16 protein-coding genes are annotated in these 18,358 nt (G+C 37.6%); 5 read left to right on the forward strand and 11 right to left on the reverse strand.

What is annotated here, in order from left to right:
• Positions 1–34: 34 nt before the first annotated feature.
• Entirely contained in the window at positions 35–1,270 is a 1,236-nt protein-coding gene (gene nusA, locus JIV24_RS17200) for a transcription termination factor NusA (protein ID WP_200466309.1), read from the reverse strand.
• 15 nt (positions 1,271–1,285) lie between these two features.
• Positions 1,286–1,750, reverse strand: a complete 465-nt coding sequence (gene rimP / locus JIV24_RS17205; RefSeq protein WP_200466310.1) for a ribosome assembly cofactor RimP — start codon at positions 1,748–1,750, stop codon at positions 1,286–1,288.
• 244 nt (positions 1,751–1,994) lie between these two features.
• Between rimP and JIV24_RS17210 the strand changes: the two genes are divergently transcribed.
• The 4 genes from JIV24_RS17210 to lpxA all read left to right on the forward strand — a co-directional run bounded on the left by JIV24_RS17210 (position 1,995) and on the right by lpxA (position 6,895).
• The gene (locus JIV24_RS17210) at positions 1,995–3,251 is read left to right on the forward strand and encodes an HD domain-containing protein (RefSeq protein WP_289048473.1); all 1,257 of its coding nucleotides are present in this window, start codon (positions 1,995–1,997) and stop codon (positions 3,249–3,251) included.
• A 323-nt stretch (positions 3,252–3,574) separates the two neighbouring features.
• A complete protein-coding gene (lpxD, locus tag JIV24_RS17215; protein ID WP_200466311.1) occupies positions 3,575–4,600 on the forward strand; it encodes a UDP-3-O-(3-hydroxymyristoyl)glucosamine N-acyltransferase in 1,026 nt (341 codons plus the stop codon).
• A gap of 40 nt (positions 4,601–4,640) precedes the next feature.
• Positions 4,641–6,038: a bifunctional UDP-3-O-[3-hydroxymyristoyl] N-acetylglucosamine deacetylase/3-hydroxyacyl-ACP dehydratase gene (locus JIV24_RS17220; protein WP_200466312.1), complete on the forward strand. Its 1,398-nt coding sequence runs from the start codon at positions 4,641–4,643 to the stop codon at positions 6,036–6,038.
• Between the two features lie 68 nt (positions 6,039–6,106).
• Entirely contained in the window at positions 6,107–6,895 is a 789-nt protein-coding gene (lpxA, locus tag JIV24_RS17225; RefSeq protein WP_200466313.1) for an acyl-ACP--UDP-N-acetylglucosamine O-acyltransferase, read from the forward strand.
• Between the two features lie 52 nt (positions 6,896–6,947).
• Here lpxA and queG read toward each other — a convergent pair whose 3' ends face one another.
• The 9 genes from queG to JIV24_RS17270 all read right to left on the reverse strand — a co-directional run bounded on the left by queG (position 6,948) and on the right by JIV24_RS17270 (position 15,173).
• Positions 6,948–7,877: a tRNA epoxyqueuosine(34) reductase QueG gene (gene queG, locus JIV24_RS17230; RefSeq protein WP_200466314.1), complete on the reverse strand. Its 930-nt coding sequence runs from the start codon at positions 7,875–7,877 to the stop codon at positions 6,948–6,950.
• A complete protein-coding gene (locus tag JIV24_RS17235; RefSeq protein ID WP_200466315.1) occupies positions 7,877–8,329 on the reverse strand; it encodes a hypothetical protein in 453 nt (150 codons plus the stop codon). The genes queG and JIV24_RS17235 overlap by 1 nt, the downstream gene beginning before the upstream one ends.
• 104 nt (positions 8,330–8,433) lie before the next feature.
• The gene (locus tag JIV24_RS17240) at positions 8,434–8,751 is read right to left on the reverse strand and encodes an iron-sulfur cluster assembly protein (RefSeq protein WP_200466316.1); all 318 of its coding nucleotides are present in this window, start codon (positions 8,749–8,751) and stop codon (positions 8,434–8,436) included.
• 120 nt (positions 8,752–8,871) lie between these two features.
• Positions 8,872–9,297 (reverse strand): SufE family protein, encoded by a 426-nt coding sequence (locus tag JIV24_RS17245; RefSeq protein ID WP_200466317.1) that lies wholly within the window; start codon positions 9,295–9,297, stop codon positions 8,872–8,874.
• A 48-nt stretch (positions 9,298–9,345) separates the two neighbouring features.
• Positions 9,346–10,566 (reverse strand): aminotransferase class V-fold PLP-dependent enzyme, encoded by a 1,221-nt coding sequence (locus JIV24_RS17250; RefSeq protein WP_234445864.1) that lies wholly within the window; start codon positions 10,564–10,566, stop codon positions 9,346–9,348.
• 131 nt (positions 10,567–10,697) lie between these two features.
• Complete coding sequence (sufD, locus tag JIV24_RS17255) at positions 10,698–12,086, reverse strand: Fe-S cluster assembly protein SufD (RefSeq protein ID WP_200466318.1); 1,389 nt, start codon at positions 12,084–12,086, stop codon at positions 10,698–10,700.
• Positions 12,087–12,193: 107 nt separating this feature from the next.
• Positions 12,194–12,946: a Fe-S cluster assembly ATPase SufC gene (sufC, locus tag JIV24_RS17260; RefSeq protein WP_200466319.1), complete on the reverse strand. Its 753-nt coding sequence runs from the start codon at positions 12,944–12,946 to the stop codon at positions 12,194–12,196.
• A gap of 45 nt (positions 12,947–12,991) precedes the next feature.
• Entirely contained in the window at positions 12,992–14,440 is a 1,449-nt protein-coding gene (gene sufB / locus JIV24_RS17265) for a Fe-S cluster assembly protein SufB (RefSeq protein ID WP_200466320.1), read from the reverse strand.
• A 292-nt stretch (positions 14,441–14,732) separates the two neighbouring features.
• Positions 14,733–15,173 (reverse strand): group III truncated hemoglobin, encoded by a 441-nt coding sequence (locus JIV24_RS17270; protein WP_200466321.1) that lies wholly within the window; start codon positions 15,171–15,173, stop codon positions 14,733–14,735.
• Between the two features lie 187 nt (positions 15,174–15,360).
• Between JIV24_RS17270 and JIV24_RS17275 the strand changes: the two genes are divergently transcribed.
• Positions 15,361–18,282: an FAD-binding and (Fe-S)-binding domain-containing protein gene (locus JIV24_RS17275; RefSeq protein ID WP_200466322.1), complete on the forward strand. Its 2,922-nt coding sequence runs from the start codon at positions 15,361–15,363 to the stop codon at positions 18,280–18,282.
• Positions 18,283–18,358 lie beyond the last annotated feature (76 nt).

Below are 18,358 nucleotides of genomic sequence, written 5' to 3' on the forward strand. Positions count from 1 at the left end.
TTGGATTCAATTCTTTCGGCGCAAATATAGCGATTTATTCAAACTCAGCGCTTAATACACCTCTAACTTCCCGAATTGTTTCCTCTTCTAAATCAGTTCTCTTAACCAGATCTTCAATAGATAAGTCTAGTACAGATTTGGCCGTATCACAACCAATTGCTTTCAGCTCATCTAATACCCAGCTTTCAATTTCATCGGCGAATTCATCCAACTTCACATCTTCATCATCTTCATCCGCTTCACGGTACACATCCAACTCATAACCGGTAAGCTGGCCAGCTAAACGAATGTTTAAGCCGCCTTTACCAATCGCTAAAGACACTTCTTCCGGACGAAGGTATACTTCCGCTCTACCTGTTTCTTCAACAAGCTTGATGTTGGTAATCTTTGCCGGGTTTAATGCTCTTTGGATAAATAATTGAGTATTGCTAGTGAAGTTAATCACATCAATATTCTCATTTCTTAATTCACGAACGATGCCATGAATACGTGAGCCTTTCATACCAACACAAGCTCCAACAGGATCAATGCGTTCGTCATATGATTCAACGGCTACTTTTGCTCTTTCACCAGGTACGCGAACGATCTTTTTAATGGTAATTAATCCATCAAAAATTTCTGGTACTTCCAGTTCGAATAAGCGCTCAAGGAATACCGGAGAAGTACGTGAGAGAATAATTAAAGGGTTGTTATTACGTATTTCTACCTTTACAACAACTGCTCTAACGTTATCTCCTTTTCTAAAGAAGTCTGAAGGTATTTGCTCAGTCTTTGGTAAGATAAGCTCGTTTCCTTCATCATCAATAATTAAGATTTCACGTTTCCAGATTTGATATACTTCACCAGTAACGATATCACCGACGCGATCTTTATACGCGTGGTAAATATTGTCCTTTTCAAGCTCTAAAATGCGAGCCGATAGGTTTTGACGAAGGCTTAATATTGCTCTACGACCAAAGTCAAGAAACTTAACCTCATCGGTTACTTCTTCACCTAATTCGTAATCATCATCAATTTTCTTGGCTTCCGATAGAGAAATCTGAAGGTTTTCATCTTCCAAATCTTCGTCTGTCACCACCTCGCGGTTACGCCATATTTCAAAGTCACCTTTGTCGTCATTAATAATAACGTCAAAGTTCTCATCCGTTCCAAAACGTTTGATAAGAACACTTCTAAATGAATCTTCTAATACACTGATCATGGTTGCTCGATCAATGTTTTTGAGTTCTTTAAACTCCGAAAACGTATCTATCAGATTAATATTTTCCATATCCTTACAGAATATTTAAAAAGATATAATGTCTTTTACCTGTTTTACTTCGTCAAAATTACAACTTACCGTTTTTACCTGCAATTCTTTGCGCTTCTTGCCTTCGACTTTTACTTTCTCTTCAACTTCAACGCTAAAACTGTCTTCGCCCACTTCTGTTAGCTTTCCTTTAAATTTCTTGCCTTCCGAAGTTAATACTTCTACTTCGCGGCCAAGATTTTTCTGGTATTGTCGTTTCACCTTAAAAGGTTGTCCAATACCGGCAGATGCTACTTCGAGTTCGAAATCTTCTTCATCACGATTCAGGCCTGCTTCAATAACTTTACTTAATTCGATGCAGTAGCTTATCGGTACACCATTGTCGTTATCAATAACAACTAGAATCTTATTGCCAGAAACCACTGTCAACTCTACAAGAAACATTTCGTCTTCCTGTAGCTTTTTGTCAATTAGATCTTTAATTATTGATTCTGAAATCATGTTTTTATGCTTAATAAAATAGGGGACTATTTCGTCCCCTAAGTCATTCCCTCGGTAAATCAAGCGCAAAAATAGGAATAATGGAGCATAATTCCAAATGATTATAAGGCTCGACTAATTTCTTATTACTTTAATCTCATATTTGCTTTGTTCAATTCGTCTTTTCTTTAATTGATTCATTTAATAATAGGCGTATGGGCCTATTTTTGTATATTGGCTGCAAGGTATTCTAAATGATCATTTTGTGAATAAAAGAAAGATAATTAATGACCCTGTGCATGGTTTTATTAAGGTCCCTTATGATCTTTTATATGACTTAACAGAGCATCCATATTTCCAAAGACTTCGTCGTATAAAGCAATTAGGCTTAACTCATTTAGTTTATCCTGGTGCGATGCATACCCGCTTTCAGCATGCCCTTGGCGCAATGCACCTGATGAGTTCCGCTGTTGAAACCCTACAATCTAAAGGTCATGAAATATCAGAGGAAGAATCGATCGCTGTTCATGCAGCCATATTACTTCACGATATTGGTCATGGACCATTCAGCCATGTGTTGGAGCATTCATTAGTTGAAGTGTCGCATGAAGCTATTTCGCAGATTATGATGCAGCATCTCAATGAAGAGTTTAATGGTAAACTCTCTATGGCAATAGAGATTTTTAATGGTACTTATCCGAAAGGGTTTTTGCATCAGTTAGTTTCAAGTCAGTTAGACATGGATCGTTTGGATTACCTTAAGCGTGATAGTTTCTTTTCTGGCGTGTCTGAAGGTGTGATTGGTTCCGATCGCATTATCAAGATGCTTAATGTTGTGGATGATAAATTGGTTATTGAATCGAAAGGGATTTATTCAATTGAGAAATTTCTTGTGGCTCGTCGCTTGATGTATTGGCAGGTATACCTTCATAAAACAGCATTAGCTGCTGAACAAATGCTGGTGCATTTATTGAAGCGTGCAAAAAAACTAATTGAAAAAGGTGAGGAATTATTTGTTCCACCGCATTTACGTTTTTTTATCGAACAAAAGCTCGATTTAGAAAGTTTCCATAATGATAAGGAAGTGCTGTATAACTTCACATTGCTTGATGATGATGATATTATGTGCTCCATTAAGGCATGGACGAAGCATGAGGATGTTATTCTATCGGTATTAGCCAATGGATTTGTGAATCGTAAATTATGGCGTATAAAAATATCAGATCGTCCATTTAGAACGGAAGACATTAAGGCAATTAAGGAGGCGGTAAAAGAAGCTTACGGTTTGAAGTCAACAAAAGCAAGTAAATATTTAGTGTTTGCTGATACGATTACTAATAATGCTTACAGTATTAAGGACGATAAAATAGAAATATTATATAACAACAACGAATTAAAAGATATTGCAAAAGCATCGGATATGCTAAACCTTTCGGTTTTAGGTAAAACTGTACGTAAGCATTATGTGTGTTACCCCAAGAGTATTGAAGATAAGTTACAACTAGACACATTGCTTTTCTAAAGTAAATATATTTACTAGATTTGCACCAAATTTTTTGACGTTTAGCTAGTTAATTATCTTACTTAATTTCAGATTGTTATTGTGGTGAGAGAGTGTTAATTGGCTGACTAACACATTGTTGTTAAGATGAAATGCGCCATAGGAAAGAATTGCTCATGGATGGGTTGAGATTTTTATGGCGAGTTAGGTATGTCATGTATTAAAGAAAACAATTAGACATATGAAACGAATATGTGTGGTTTATTTTGTAAGGTGAATATCGATAGGTAAAATAAACTGTATGTGGGAGTTACATGTGACCATTGAAAAGTAAATTTAAACAGATGAAATTTACAGCCGGTCAGATTGCCGAATTATTAAACGGTAAGGTAGAAGGAAACGAGGAAGCGATTGTTAGAAATGTATCTAAAATTGAAGAGGGTAAGCCTGAAACACTTACGTTTTTAGCTAATTCAAAATACAATCACTATATCTATACCACAAAAGCAGAAGTGGTCATAGTTAATGATTCATTCGTTGCTGAAAAAGAGATTAACTCAACATTAATACGTGTGCCTAATGCTTATGAAGCATTGGCTCAGTTATTAGAGATGTATGAGCAAAGTCAACCTCAAAAAACAGGAATAGAACAGCCATCATTTGTTAGCGATTCTGCTAGCCTTGGCGATTTTGTATATGTAGGTGCTTTTGCCTATATCGGCGATAATGTAACTATTGGCGATAATGTAAAAATATATCCGCAAGCATATATTGGTGATAACGTAAAAATAGGTGATAACACTACTGTTTATTCTGGTGTTAAAGTATACAAAAATTGTGCTATTGGCGCTTCATGTACTATTCACGCAGGTGCTGTAATTGGTAGCGATGGTTTTGGTTTTGCACCTAATACCAATAATGAATATAAAAAAGTTGCTCAAATTGGTAATGTTATTCTTCATGATCATGTTGAAATAGGAGCTAATACAACAGTTGATCGTGCAACCATGGGTTCTACAGTCATTGAAAAAGGTGTTAAATTGGATAACCTAATTCAAATTGCGCACAATGTTGAAGTTGGTGAAAATACTGTTATTGCGGCACAAACAGGCATTGCAGGTTCGACTAAACTTGGAAAAGACTGTATGATTGGAGGCCAGGTTGGGATAGCAGGTCACATTAATTTGGCCAATGGTACAAAAGCTGGTGCCCAAACAGGAATAAGCAAAACGATAAAAAAAGAAGATACCGTATTATTCGGTTCCCCTCATTTAGAAATTGGCGATTTTCATCGTTCATATGTTGTGTTTAGAAGATTACCTCAATTAAAAGCCCAACTTGACGAGTTAATTAAAAAGTCCAAGGCTTAAATGATAACAAATTGATTCAGATTTTTGGAATATATATAGTATGACTGAAAAACAAAGAACCATAAAAGCACCTGTGACATTAGAAGGAACAGGTTTGCATACTGGTGTAAATGTTAACTTTACATTGATGCCAGCTCCTGCCAATCATGGATTTAAGTTTAAACGAATTGATTTGGAAGGTCAACCAGTGATTGATGCTTTAGCTGAAAATGTTGCGTTTACTCAAAGAGGTACAGTACTTCAAAAAGGAGACGCCAAGGTAAGTACAATAGAACATTGTTTGGCGGCATTAACGGCATTAAAAGTTGATAATTGTCTGATTGAAGTAGACGGACCAGAAGCACCAATATTAGATGGTAGCTCAAAGTTTTTTGTTGAAGCTGTTAAGAGTGTTGGAATAGAAGAGCAGGAAGAAGAACGCCAATATTTCGTTGTGAAAGAAAAAATGGTGTTTGAAGATAAAGAGCGTGGCATTAAAATAATGGCATTGCCAGATGATGAATTTAGTGCTGATGTTAAAATATCATTTGATCAATCTTTATTGTTATCCAATCAGTACGCTGTATTAGATAATCTTGATGATTTTGAAAGTGAAGTATCGGCTTGTCGTACGTTTGTTTTTTTACATGAGTTAGAGCCTTTATTAAAGAATAACCTTATTAAAGGTGGTGATTTAGATAATGCTATCATCATTATCGATAAAGAAATATCGCAGGATGAATTAAATAAATTAGCCGATTTGTTTGATAAGCCTTATGTCGAAGTTCAGCCAACGGGCATTTTAAATAACGTTGAGCTTGTGCACTCTAATGAGATGGCTCGTCATAAGTTACTAGATGTCATAGGTGATTTAGCACTTTGCGGTATGCCAATTAAAGGACGAATTATTGCTACACGCCCTGGTCATATGGCTAATGTCGAATTTGCAAAGTTGATTCGCAAAGAAATCAAGAAACGTTCAAATAAGCCAGAAGTACCATTTTATGATCCTAACAAAGCGCCTGTTTGCGACATTAATGACATTAAAAAAATGTTGCCGCATCGACCACCGTTTTTGTTAATTGATAAGATTATCGAACTGGGCGAAAAGCATATTGTAGGCGTTAAAAATGTGACGATGAATGAGCCTTTCTTTGTAGGCCATTTTCCTGAAGAGCCAGTTATGCCAGCAGTATTGCAAATTGAGGCCATGGCGCAGGCCGGTGGGATTTTTATCCTGAGTCAATTAGATGATCCGGGTGCCTACAGTACCTATTTCTTGAAAATTGACAACGTAAAATTACGTAAGAAGGTAGTGCCAGGTGACACCATAATTTTCAAACTGGAATTACTTACCGAGTTTAGGAGAGGAATGGCTAATATGAAGGGCACAGCTTTTGTAGGAGATACGGTCGTATCTGAAGGCGAGTTTATGGCATCAGTAATGAAGAACAAATAATTTACACCAAATAAGAATATTCTCGATTGAATAGTCAGGAAAGAATATAGAACTAAAACAACTGTAAAATGAAACAACCATTGGCATATATCCATCCGGAAGCTAAGATTGCTCCCAATGTTGTTATCGAACCTTTTGTAACCATTGATAAGAATGTAGTTATTGAGGAAGGAACAACCATTGGCTCAAATGTTACAATTCTGGAAGGTTCGAGAATTGGTAAAAACTGTAAGATTTTTCCAGGTGCTGTGATTGGAGCTGTACCTCAGGACTTGAAGTTTGCAGGTGAAGAAACAACGGCCGAAATTGGAGATAATACAACCATTCGAGAGTGTGTTACTGTTAACAGGGGAACAAAGGCAAAAGGTAAGACAGTTGTTGGAAGTAATTGTTTACTAATGGCGTATACGCATATTGCACACGATGCAATTGTTGGTAATAACGTTATTTTGGCCAATGCTGTGCAGGTAGCCGGTGAGGTAGTGATTGATGATTTTGCTATCATCGGAGGTACTTCAGCTATTCACCAGTTTGTTCACATTGGAGCTCACGTAATGGTTTCGGGTGGTACACTTATAGGTAAAGATGTTCCGCCATATGTAAAAGCTGGTCGTGAGCGTATTTCATATGCTGGTGTTAACTCAATTGGCTTACGTCGTCGTAGTTACAGTAATGAACAAATTAGGGATATCCAGAATATCTACCGTTACTTATTCCAGATGGGATTAAATAACTCAGAAGCTATTGAGCGTATTGAAGCTGAAATGCCAGCATCGAAAGAGCGTGATGAAATTATTCTTTTCGTTCGTAATTCGCAGCGCGGAATTATCAAAGGTTATTATCCAGATAAAGCGTAATACTTTGAAAAAATATAAGAAGCCGGCCTTGAGTCGGCTTTTTTTATGATGATTATTTCAAGAAGTTCAGATTGCGTTTTAGTCCAGTAAACTTAGTGCGTTTCACGGCCGATTTTCGAAATATCTCATTGAATCGTTCTTTATCCATTTGGTGCCACTCCTCAGTTGAAAGAGATATTAAGTCTGGGTGAGGTTTAAAGGCGTCTTCTTTTGTGGGACGTGCTTTCCAGTTCCACGGACATGCTTCCTGGCAGATGTCGCAACCAAAAGCCCAATTCTCAAATTGACCTTTAAAATTATCAGGTATTTCTTCGCGATGCTCTATAGTTAAATAGGAAATACATTTATTAGCATCCAGCTCATAGGGTTTGATAAGTGCACCAGTGGGGCAGGCGTCGATGCAGCGCTCACAACCACCACATGCTTCTTTAATTGGCGTGTTAGGTTTCAATTCAAGGTTGGTTATTAGCTCACCAATCAGCGTATAGCTGCCCAGTTTTTTGTGAAGAAGATTAGTATTTTTACCAACCCACCCTAGTCCGGCTTTTACCGCCCATGCCCGATCTAATACGGGTGCAGAATCGGTAAATACGCGTCCTTCTAATGAGGAGTAGATATCTGTCTTAATGAAATCGAAAAGTAGTTGTAACTTCTCTTTTATGACAAAATGATAATCTTTTCCGTAGGCATATCGGGCCAACTTAGGCGCTTCTTTGTCATGCTGAAGTTCTTTTGGTGTGTAATTTAACAAGACCGAGATAATACTTTTTGCACCTTCAACTAACAATACGGGATTAACCCGTTTTTCAAAATGGTTATTCATGTACGCCATGCCTGCGTGATGGCCTTTTGCTAACCAAGCTTTTAGTTTAGTTTTATCGTTTTCGAGAGGCTCAATAAGTGCAAAACCAATATCATCAAAGCCCAAGTTAATGGCTTTTTCTCTAATCTGTTGATGATATGCTTCGCTGATGATACTCATTATGAAATGCTAATGTCGTTTAATTTCGCCTGATGTGCGATGGCTGTTTTAAGTGTATGAATCACTTCATCTTCTAATTGCTGGTATTCAAACTGAAATTCAGTTTTGTCGGTTCGCTTTATACGGATGGCTGTAATATTAATCTGAATTTCAGATATGTCGTTCCAGCTAATTACGGTTTTTCCTTTAAAGATGCTTGGTTTTACTACCATTGCATCATTGCTAATGTTAATAAATGATTTAGCTATAAGATTTATCAAATTCATACCGGCACCCATTATGGCATAATAAACGCCAAACAAGAATAATAAGATTAATTGATAAGGCTGAAATCGTGTAATAGATGAGAAAAACTGAATGTATACAGTAGCTCCTATCATTAATATGCCAAGTATTAACCTAAGGTAGTTGGTAGATGTCTTCTTATTTAGGTTTGTGTAAAATGCATTCATAATAAGTCTGATATTTCGTCATTAATAAAAAAGCTCTCGTATGAGAGCTTTGTATGTTATAGAGATAATCAAAATCTCAGTGTCTAATTGTTCCTGTTATGAGACTATAATAAGCCAAGTTCTAATAAGGCCTCTTCTGATAACATATCTTTTGTCCAGGGTGGGTCAAACGTTAAGTTTAAGTCCACACTAGTAATGCCATCAAGTGCAGCAACTTTATCATGAACCTCTTCAGGTAATGATTCAGCCACAGGACAGTTCGGCGATGTTAAAGTCATCACAATACGAGCTTTTCCTTCTTCATTCACATCTATCTCGTATATCAAACCTAAGTCATATACATTCACCGGAATTTCCGGATCGAAAATGGTTTTAATGACGTTGATTATTTCTCCTTCTAATTGTAAAAACTCGTTGGCCATCTTTTTCTAACTTATGGCTGTCAGCAATTTGCTGCTAGCTTTGTTTTGATAATAATTATATAATCTGTCTGCTCTTGGTTTGAATTAATCTTCAGACTTCGCGCTTCAATACTTCGGACTTTATTGTCCCATCTTTGCTTTAAAAGCAACAGCGTACAAGCGCATTTGTTTCATCATTGAAAGCAACCCGTTAGAGCGGGTTGGTGATAAATGATCTTTCAAACCTATTTCTTCGACAAATGAAAGCTCTGTATTTAGAATTTCATCTGGTGTTCGACCTGATAACACACGAATAAGTAATGCAATAATGCCTTTTGTGATGATGGCATCGCTGTCGGCTGAATAAATAATTTTGTCATTATCCAACTCGGCATGCACCCATACTTTTGACTGACAGCCTTCAATCAGGTTTTGTTCCAGACGCCATTCGTCCTTAAAACCTTCAAGGTCGTTACCAATCTCAATTAAGTAGGAGTATTTATCCATCCACTCATCAAAGGCTGAAAATTCTTCAACTATTTCTTCTTGTATTTCGTTAATTGTCATCGTTCGTTTGTTGTAAAATGTCTTGCAAAATTGATAATTAATCGTGAATCAGCCAAAAAGTTGTGCAACACGTTCAATGCCATTAACCAATTGATCAATTTCTTCTTTGGTATTGTATATGGCAAAAGATGCACGAATTGTTCCAGGGATATTGTAATACTGCATAAGCGGCTGTGCGCAATGATGCCCGGTTCTTACAGCTATTCCCATCTTATCGAGCATTGTTCCCATATCAAACGGATGGATGTCACCAATCAGAAATGAGATAACACTGGTTTTTTCTTTAGCGGTACCAAAAAAACGAATATTTGGGATTGCAGAAAGCTTTTCAGTGGCATATTCCAATAGTTCATGTTCATATTGAGCTATGTTATCAAGGCCAATAGACAGAACATAATCTATGGCGGCACCCAATCCAACAGAACCTGAAAAATCAGGAGTACCTGCTTCAAATTTAAATGGTAATTCATTAAAAGTGGTGCCTTCGAATGATACAGTTTTAATCATCTCGCCACCTCCTTGGTAGGGCTCCATTATATTGAGCCATGCTTCTTTGCCATAAAGTACACCAATACCAGTTGGCGCGTATAGTTTATGGCCACTAAAAACATAAAAATCGCAATCCAGCTCCTGTACATCGACTTCAAGGTGTTGCACAGATTGTGCGCCGTCAATTAATACAGGAATGTCCTTGCTGTGTGCAATTTCGATAATTTCTTTAATTGGGTTAATAGTGCCCAGTGCATTGGATATGTGTGCAATGGAAACCAGCTTTGTTCTCGAGTTAATTAATTCATCGATATTATCCAGAATTAACTCACCGCGCTCATTAATTGGGATATAACGAAGCTTAATGCCTTTGCGTTTTTCGAGCAATTGCCATGGTACTATGTTCGAATGATGCTCTAATTGTGAAACCAAAACCTCATCGCCTTCCTTTAAAAATGTATCGCTAAAAGAAGATGCTAAAAGGTTAATGGATTCGGTAGTGCCACGTGTAAAAATTATTTCGTGCGAATGCGTGGCATTGATAAATTGTTGCACTTTAATGCGCGCATTTTCGTGAGCCTGCGTACAAACATTACTTAAATGATGCACACCACGATGAATATTACTATTGTACTTCTGGTAAACTTCCGATACAGCATCAATTACAACCTGAGGCTTATGCGTGGTGGCTGCATTATCAAAATACACCAATGGTTTTCCGTGAACTTTCTCTTGTAAAATAGGAAAGTCTTTTCGGATTTGTTCAATGTTAATATTCATTTTCTGGCAGTAATTATTTAACTACGAAGACACAAAGTACACTAAGAATGAATTTATTTTCTTTGCGACCTTTGTGTCTTCGTAGTTTAGTATTTTAATAAATGATCTATCTCTAAATCAGAGAATTTTCTTTAAAGGCAACTCACGCTCGAACCTTGTTGGCCACAAACCACGCATGAATCACATTTGTCAAATTCACCTCTGAAACGTTTTTCAACCAGACTTCGGATGTTTTCTTTAAGAGGCTCTACACGAATTTTTTCTATCACCTCGTAAGCAAAAGCAAACATTAGCAGGATACGACCTTCATTTTCATTAATGCCCCGAGCTCTTAAATAGAACATGGCCTCATCGTCTAACTGGCCAACAGTGGCACCGTGGCTACACTTAACATCATCGGCATAAATCTCTAACTGAGGTTTGCTGTTTATTTTAGCATTTTCGGTCAAAAGCAAGTTGTTGTTGCTTTGGTAAGCATTAGTCTGCTGTGCATCGGGGCGTACCAAAACGCGTCCGGTAAATGCTCCAGATGCAGAATCATCCATAACACCTTTAAACAGCTCAAAACTCTCGCAATTGGGTTTTGCATGGTCAATAAATGTAAAGTTATCGACATGCTGATTTTTATCGCTCAGGTATAAGCCATATACATGGCTTTCGCAACGCTCATCATCCATCGTCACACGGATGTTATTGCGTGTGACGCCCGAGTGTAATGTCAGGTTATTGGTTAATATATTCGAATGCTTCTTTTGGTGTACAAACATGCCAGAAACCTGTGTTGTAAGGTTATGCTGGTTTTGCACATTGTAAGCATCAAATATGCTGTTTTCGTTGGCGAAAACCTCCGTTAGGTTATTGATTACGAATTTCTGTGGCGAAATGGTGTGATCGCACAACATCATCTTAACCTGTGCATTTTCTTCGACAATCACCAGATTGCGTTGGAAAATCAATCGATCATTTTCACCTGTCATGATGTTAACCAGTTGAATTGGTTTATCAACCACAACTCCTTTAGGAATATAAACGAATGCACCATCTTGAGCAAAGGCTGTGTTCATTGCCACCATGGCATCTGAGTCAACCGGTGCATTTGTATTATAATACTTCTCAAAAATTTCAGGATGCTCCTTCGCTTTATCACGAATACTTCCGATAATAACACCCTTAGGAAGCGTGCTTAATTCATCTTGCTGAGCAAACCAACCATTAATCATAAATACATTGTACGTATCAAGATTGGGTACACCGCAATGGAATTTTTCAGAATTGTTGTTGATGGCCCCATCTGAGGAAAATGCAACATCAAAAGTGCCCTTAAAATAGGGTTGCAAGTTAGTGTACTTGTATTCTTCAACTTTGTTTGAAGGAATCCCTTTGCTAATGAAGGAGTCAAAAGCAGCTGCTCTTAATACATTCATTTGTTCAGGTGCGCCATTTTCCAAAAGAGAAATATTCTCTTTAAATAACTGGCTATATTCTTCTTGCAGATTGATTATTCGGCAAGTTTTATTCATAATCTTTGTTTTTAGTATTGAGCCCCGATTAATAACGGGGTTTATTCAAGTGTTCAGATTACTTTCTAGAATAGTAATAGATTACTACTCTGTACTCATTACTAAAATTAATCTTCAAACTCCTTTTTGATCCAGTCGTAGCCTTTTTCTTCTAACTCAAGTGCCAGTTCTTTACCAGCCGACTTTACAATACGACCTTTGTAAAGTACGTGAACAAAATCAGGTACAATGTGGTCTAATAAACGCTGGTAGTGGGTGATAACAATGGTTGATGTGTTTTCAGACTTAAGCTTATTTACGCCATTGGCCACTACACGCAATGCATCAATGTCCAAACCCGAATCGGTTTCATCAAGAATAGCCAATTTAGGTTCAAGCATAGCCATTTGAAAGATCTCATTCTTTTTCTTCTCGCCACCAGAGAATCCCTCGTTAACCGAGCGATTAGTCAGGTTTGAATCAATCTCAACCAACTTTTTCTTTTCTCGCATTAGCTTTAAAAACTCACTGGCAGTATGCGGCTCTTCGTCGCGGTATTTACGATGCTCATTTACTGCTGTTCGCATAAAGTTAACCATGCTAACACCTGGTATTTCAACCGGATATTGGAAACTCAAGAATAAACCTTCTCGCGCCCGGTCTTCCGGAGCAAGAGCTAATAAATCTTTATCATTAAAGGTAACATGGCCATCACTGACCTCAAATTTTTCGTTACCTGCCAATACCGATGATAAGGTACTTTTGCCAGAACCATTTGGTCCCATGATGGCATGTACTTCACCTGGTTTAACTTCAAGGTTGATGCCTCTTAAGATTTCTTTATCATCTATTTTGGCGTGTAAATCTTTAATGACTAACATATGTTGATACTATAAATGTTTCTAATTGTGATAACTATTTGTGGACTAACCCACACTGCCTTCAAGGCTTATTTGTAATAACTTTTGTGCTTCAACAGCAAATTCCATTGGTAATTGGTTGATGACTTCTTTTACATAGCCATTAACAATCAAACCAACTGCATCTTCAGTGCTTAAGCCACGTTGATTACAATAAAATATTTGGTCTTCACCAATCTTAGATGTGGTTGCTTCGTGCTCAACTTTAGCTGAGTTGTTGGCAATCTCTAGATATGGGAAGGTATGAGCGCCACATTTATCACCTAATAATAAGGAGTCACACTGGCTGAAGTTTCGCGCATTTTCAGCTTTTTTCGAAACTTTAACCAATCCACGATAACTGTTTTGACTTTTTCCGGCTGATACCCCTTTTGACACAATCAGGCTTCGTGTATGCTTGCCGAGATGAATCATTTTAGTTCCGGTATCGGCTTGCTGGTAATTATTGGTAACGGCAACACTGTAGAATTCACCCACTGAATGGTCGCCTTGTAATACACAACTCGGATATTTCCATGTGATTGCAGAACCTGTTTCTACCTGTGTCCACATTACCTTTGAATAATCACCTTTACAGATGGCGCGCTTGGTTACAAAGTTGTATATACCACCTTTGCCTTCCTTATCGCCCGGATACCAATTCTGAACCGTTGAGTATTTAACTTCGGCACGCTCCATGGCTACAATTTCAACAATAGCAGCATGTAACTGGTTTTCGTCTCGTTGAGGAGCGGTGCAGCCTTCTAGGTAACTGACATAACTGTCGTCATCGGCCACGATTAAAGTGCGCTCAAATTGACCGGTGTTCATGGCATTGATTCGGAAATATGTTGACAGTTCCATAGGGCAACGTACACCTTTAGGAATGTATACAAATGAGCCATCGCTAAAAACAGCCGCATTCAAAGCGCCAAAATAGTTGTCCTGATGTGGCACTACGGAACCCAGATACTTTTTAATTAAGTCAGGGTATTCCTGAATAGCTTCACTTATCGAACAAAAAATAATGCCTTTTTCAGCAAGCGTTTCTTTATAGGTTGTTTTAACCGAAACACTATCGATAACAGCATCAACGGCCACGCCAGCTAATACTTTTTGCTCGTCAAGCGGAATGCCCAATTTATCAAATGTTGCTTTTAATTCAGGATCAACCTCGTCCATGCTTTCCAGTTCAGGCTTCTTTTTAGGAACGGCATAGTAAATAATGTCATTGAAATCAATCTCTGGAATATTAAGATGAGCCCAGTCGGGCATCTTCATTGTTTGCCAGTGGCGAAAGGCTTTTAAACGAAATTCAAGCATGAATTCCGGTTCATTTTTCTTCGCCGAAATCAAACGAACGATATCTTCGTTTAAGCCTTTAGGGAATTCTTCCATTTCAATATCGGTGTAAAACCCATATTTATATTCCCCGCCGGTTACTTCTTCTAATATTTTATCTTGATCTTCAGCCATATTATACTTTAACTCGTGTTCGTCAATCTAACAACGAAGCATATTTTAAGTTCATTGTTGATTTTTATTCAGTACTAAGCGTATTGTTTGGTTATTGGAAGCGCAAAAATAAGTAATTATTTAGATTAAATAAAAGTTTAAAATACCAAATAAATCACTTCATGACATATGTCAATAGTTTAGTTTTCATGTGTATTATGAAAGAAATAAATAATCTATTTCTCAGCCTTTGCCTTCATTAAAGTGTAGTTGCTCAATGGATAAATAAGTACCTTAATTGCTTATTTGTTATTTAACCAAATTTGATGTCAGATGGGTTGCCTGGTAAAATGAATCCTCCAGGGCGTTGATCAAGAATTTTTTTGTACATGCCTTTCGCCATATTTTGAGCGCGCAGCTTGGCCTTATCGGCATACTCACCTTCAAATAAATTATCAATGGTAAGAGTCCAGAGTTCTAACCAACGATCAAAATGCTTGGTGGTTATCGAGTGCATAAAACTTTTGTCAACTTTGTTATGAGCTCTTGCAGGGTTGCCATCAAAGCCTTTTTTATCCATTAAGTTTAGTTCCCAAAAAGCAGTGAGTAGTTGGTAGTGTTTTTCCCATTCTTCATCTGATTTTATCATTTTATTAAAAAATGGACCTAATAAATCATCAATTTGTACTTTACTATAAAATGTGCGAACTAATTTCTCAATATCGTCTCGTGTTTGTAAATTTGATTTTGCCATAGGAATATTATATGATGTGTTTCTAGAAAACAGAGGGAATAATTATTTGTTTAGAAATTCGAAAAAATAAGGTTTAAATTGATGGAGTTATCTGTCTTATGCACAGAGCTGCTGGATTTATGGCCTAAGAAATATTTAGTATGTGATTTTTTGGCTTTAATTAGAGTTGTTATTAATAGTTCGTGTAATGGTAGAGGGTAATTATCCTTTTGAAAGATTAAGGAAAAAGATTAAAGGTCGGCTTGATGTTGATGAAGCTTCAAAAATTATCTATAGTACTGATGCATCGGCGTACTATGAAAAGCCTTTAGGGGTTGTTACGCCTCGTGATGAAATCGATATTAGGGAGGTTATCTTGTTTGCAAAAGAGCACCAGATTAATCTGATACCGCGTGCTGCAGGAACATCTCTGGCTGGGCAGGTAGTTGGTGCCGGTCTTATTGTAGATGTTGGTCGTTATTTAAATAAAATATTAGAGCTGAACGAAAAGGAAAAGTGGGTGCGTGTTCAGCCTGGTGTGGTCCTCGATGAGCTGAATCAGTACCTTGAGCCTTATGGTTTGTTTTTTGGCCCAGAAACGTCTACCTCTAATCGATGTATGATTGGAGGTATGGTCGGAAATAATTCCTGTGGTGCTCATTCCTTAATATATGGTAGTACACGTGATCATTTACTGGAGCTTAAAGGTTGTTTGAGTAATGGTGATGAGGCGGTATTTAAAGAGCTTCAGCAATGGGAGTTTGATCAAAAGTGCCGTGAATCGTCTTTTGAAGGTGAGATTTATAGTTCAATGCGGGATGTATTGACCAATAAAGACAATCGTAGAAATATCCGCAAAGAATTTCCGCACCCCGATATTCATAGGAGAAATACTGGTTATGCTTTAGATTATCTGATAGAATCCTACCCATATAAAAACGATGGTGGACAATTTAATATGTGTCAATTATTGGCAGGTTCTGAAGGTACGCTCTTTTTTACGACTGAGATAAAGCTTAACCTGATTGAATTACCACCTAAAGAAAAGGGTTTGGTTTGTGTTCATCTCCATTCGTTGGAGGAAGCGATTGAAGCCAATCTGGTAGGCTTGCAATTTAAGCCCGGTGCCATTGAGCTGATGGATAAAGCTATAATGGATTTGACCAAAAAGAATGTGCTTCAAAATAAGAATCGCTTCTTTGTAGAGGGTGATCCTGAGGCCTTGTTGTTGGTGGAATTTGCCCGTAATAGTCAAGAAGAAATTGAGCAATTGGCCAATGATATGATTGCTGCCATGCTTGAGAAGGGCTTTGGTTATGCATACCCCGTTTTGTATGGTGCTGATATTAATAAAGTATGGAACCTCCGAAAAGCAGGTTTAGGGGTGTTGGCTAATATGCCAGGAGATGAACGTCCTGTTCCGGTTATTGAAGATACCGCTGTACGGCCCGAAGACTTACCTGCTTTTATAGCAGATATAAAAACGATGCTCAATGGGTATGGCAAAGAATGTGTGTATTATGCCCACATTGGCACAGGCGAATTACATATGCGACCTGTTCTTAATATGAAAGATGACGCAGGTGTTGAATTGTTTTACAAGATTGCTCTTGATACAGCACGCATTGTCAAAAAGTACAAAGGTTCCTTGAGTGGCGAACATGGTGATGGGCGTTTGCGTGGCCAATTTATTCCGTTGATGGTTGGGGTGCACAATTATCAGTTGTTTAAAGAAGTTAAGTATTTGTTTGATCCTGATAATCTGTTTAATGCTGGAAAAATAACCGACACGCCGCAGATGAATACTTCATTGCGGTATAAGGAGCTTGCTGGCAAATTGCAATCCAATACTGTGTTTGATTGGTCATCGACCATGGGAATAGGCAGAGCAACCGAAAAATGTACTGGATCAGGTGATTGTCGAAAGAGTTCACTTATTGGAGGAACGATGTGTCCGAGTTATATGGGTTCACGTGACGAACGACAAACGACTCGGGCACGAGCTAATATGTTACGCGAGTTTTTTGCTGGAACTTTGCCTGATTCGAAATTAGGATACGATGAAGTAAAAGTGGTACTTGATTTATGCTTGTCATGTAAGGCCTGTAAAACGGAGTGTCCGAGTAATGTAGACATGACAAAATTAAAGGCGGAATTTATTCATTCTTATCACGAACAGTTTGGAGTGCCGTTGCGTTCTCGCTTAATTGCACAGTTGCCTGTCATTAACAAACTATTAATGCCATTTTCAGATCTATATAATATAGGTATACGTAGTAAATGGATGAAACGCCTGAGTGAAAAGTATCTCGGAGTTTCTGGAAAGAGACAGCTGCCAGATCTTTCAAGGCAGTCACTTGTAAAATGGAATAAACGTAGAAATACGAATGTAAAGGATGCTAAAGTAGTCTACTTTTTTGCAGATGAATTTACCAACTATAATGATACTCAGGAGGGAATAACGGCGATACTGTTGTTGGAGAAGCTGGGTTACTCGGTTGAGATTCCCAATCATTTACCGAGTGGACGAACTTATTTATCTAAAGGTATGTTGACAGATGCTGCTAAATTAGCAGAACATAATGTGTTAATGCTATCTGCGATTGTTAATAATGAAACACCTTTGATTGGTATAGAGCCTTCAGCTGTTTTAACCCTGCGTGATGAATATGTTGAGTTGGTACCAGCATTCTTAAAAGAAAAAGCAAGTGAACTAGCAGGCAATTGTTTTACATTTGAAGAGTTTATAGCGCAGGAGTATCGCAACGGACAAATATCATCGAATGCCTTTACTAATGAAGAGAAGTTGATAAAGTTTCATGCACATTGTTATCAAAAATCTTTATCAGAGACAGGTCATACTAAGGTAGTATTAGAAATTCCGAATAATTACAAAGCTGAAGAGATTCCTTCAGGCTGTTGTGGAATGGCTGGTTCCTTTGGTTATGAAGAAGAGCATTATGATTTATCTATGAAAATTGGCGAGTTGGTTCTTTTTCCTGAAGTACGAAAGGCAAAAGGTGAATCATTGTTGGTTGCAGCTGGTACGTCTTGCCGTCATCAAATTAAAGATGGAACAAATGTTGAGGCAGTTCATCCTGCACATGTCTTATATGATGCTTTATTATAGTTGGAGTTACCCCATTTTTTTAAGTAAATCCAAAAGTTAGCTGAGATTCCTTTCTTTGCTTATATGCCTTGGGTTT

The sequence above is a fragment of the Carboxylicivirga marina genome, assembly GCF_016612505.1.
GTDB lineage: Bacteria > Bacteroidota > Bacteroidia > Bacteroidales > Marinilabiliaceae > Carboxylicivirga > Carboxylicivirga marina.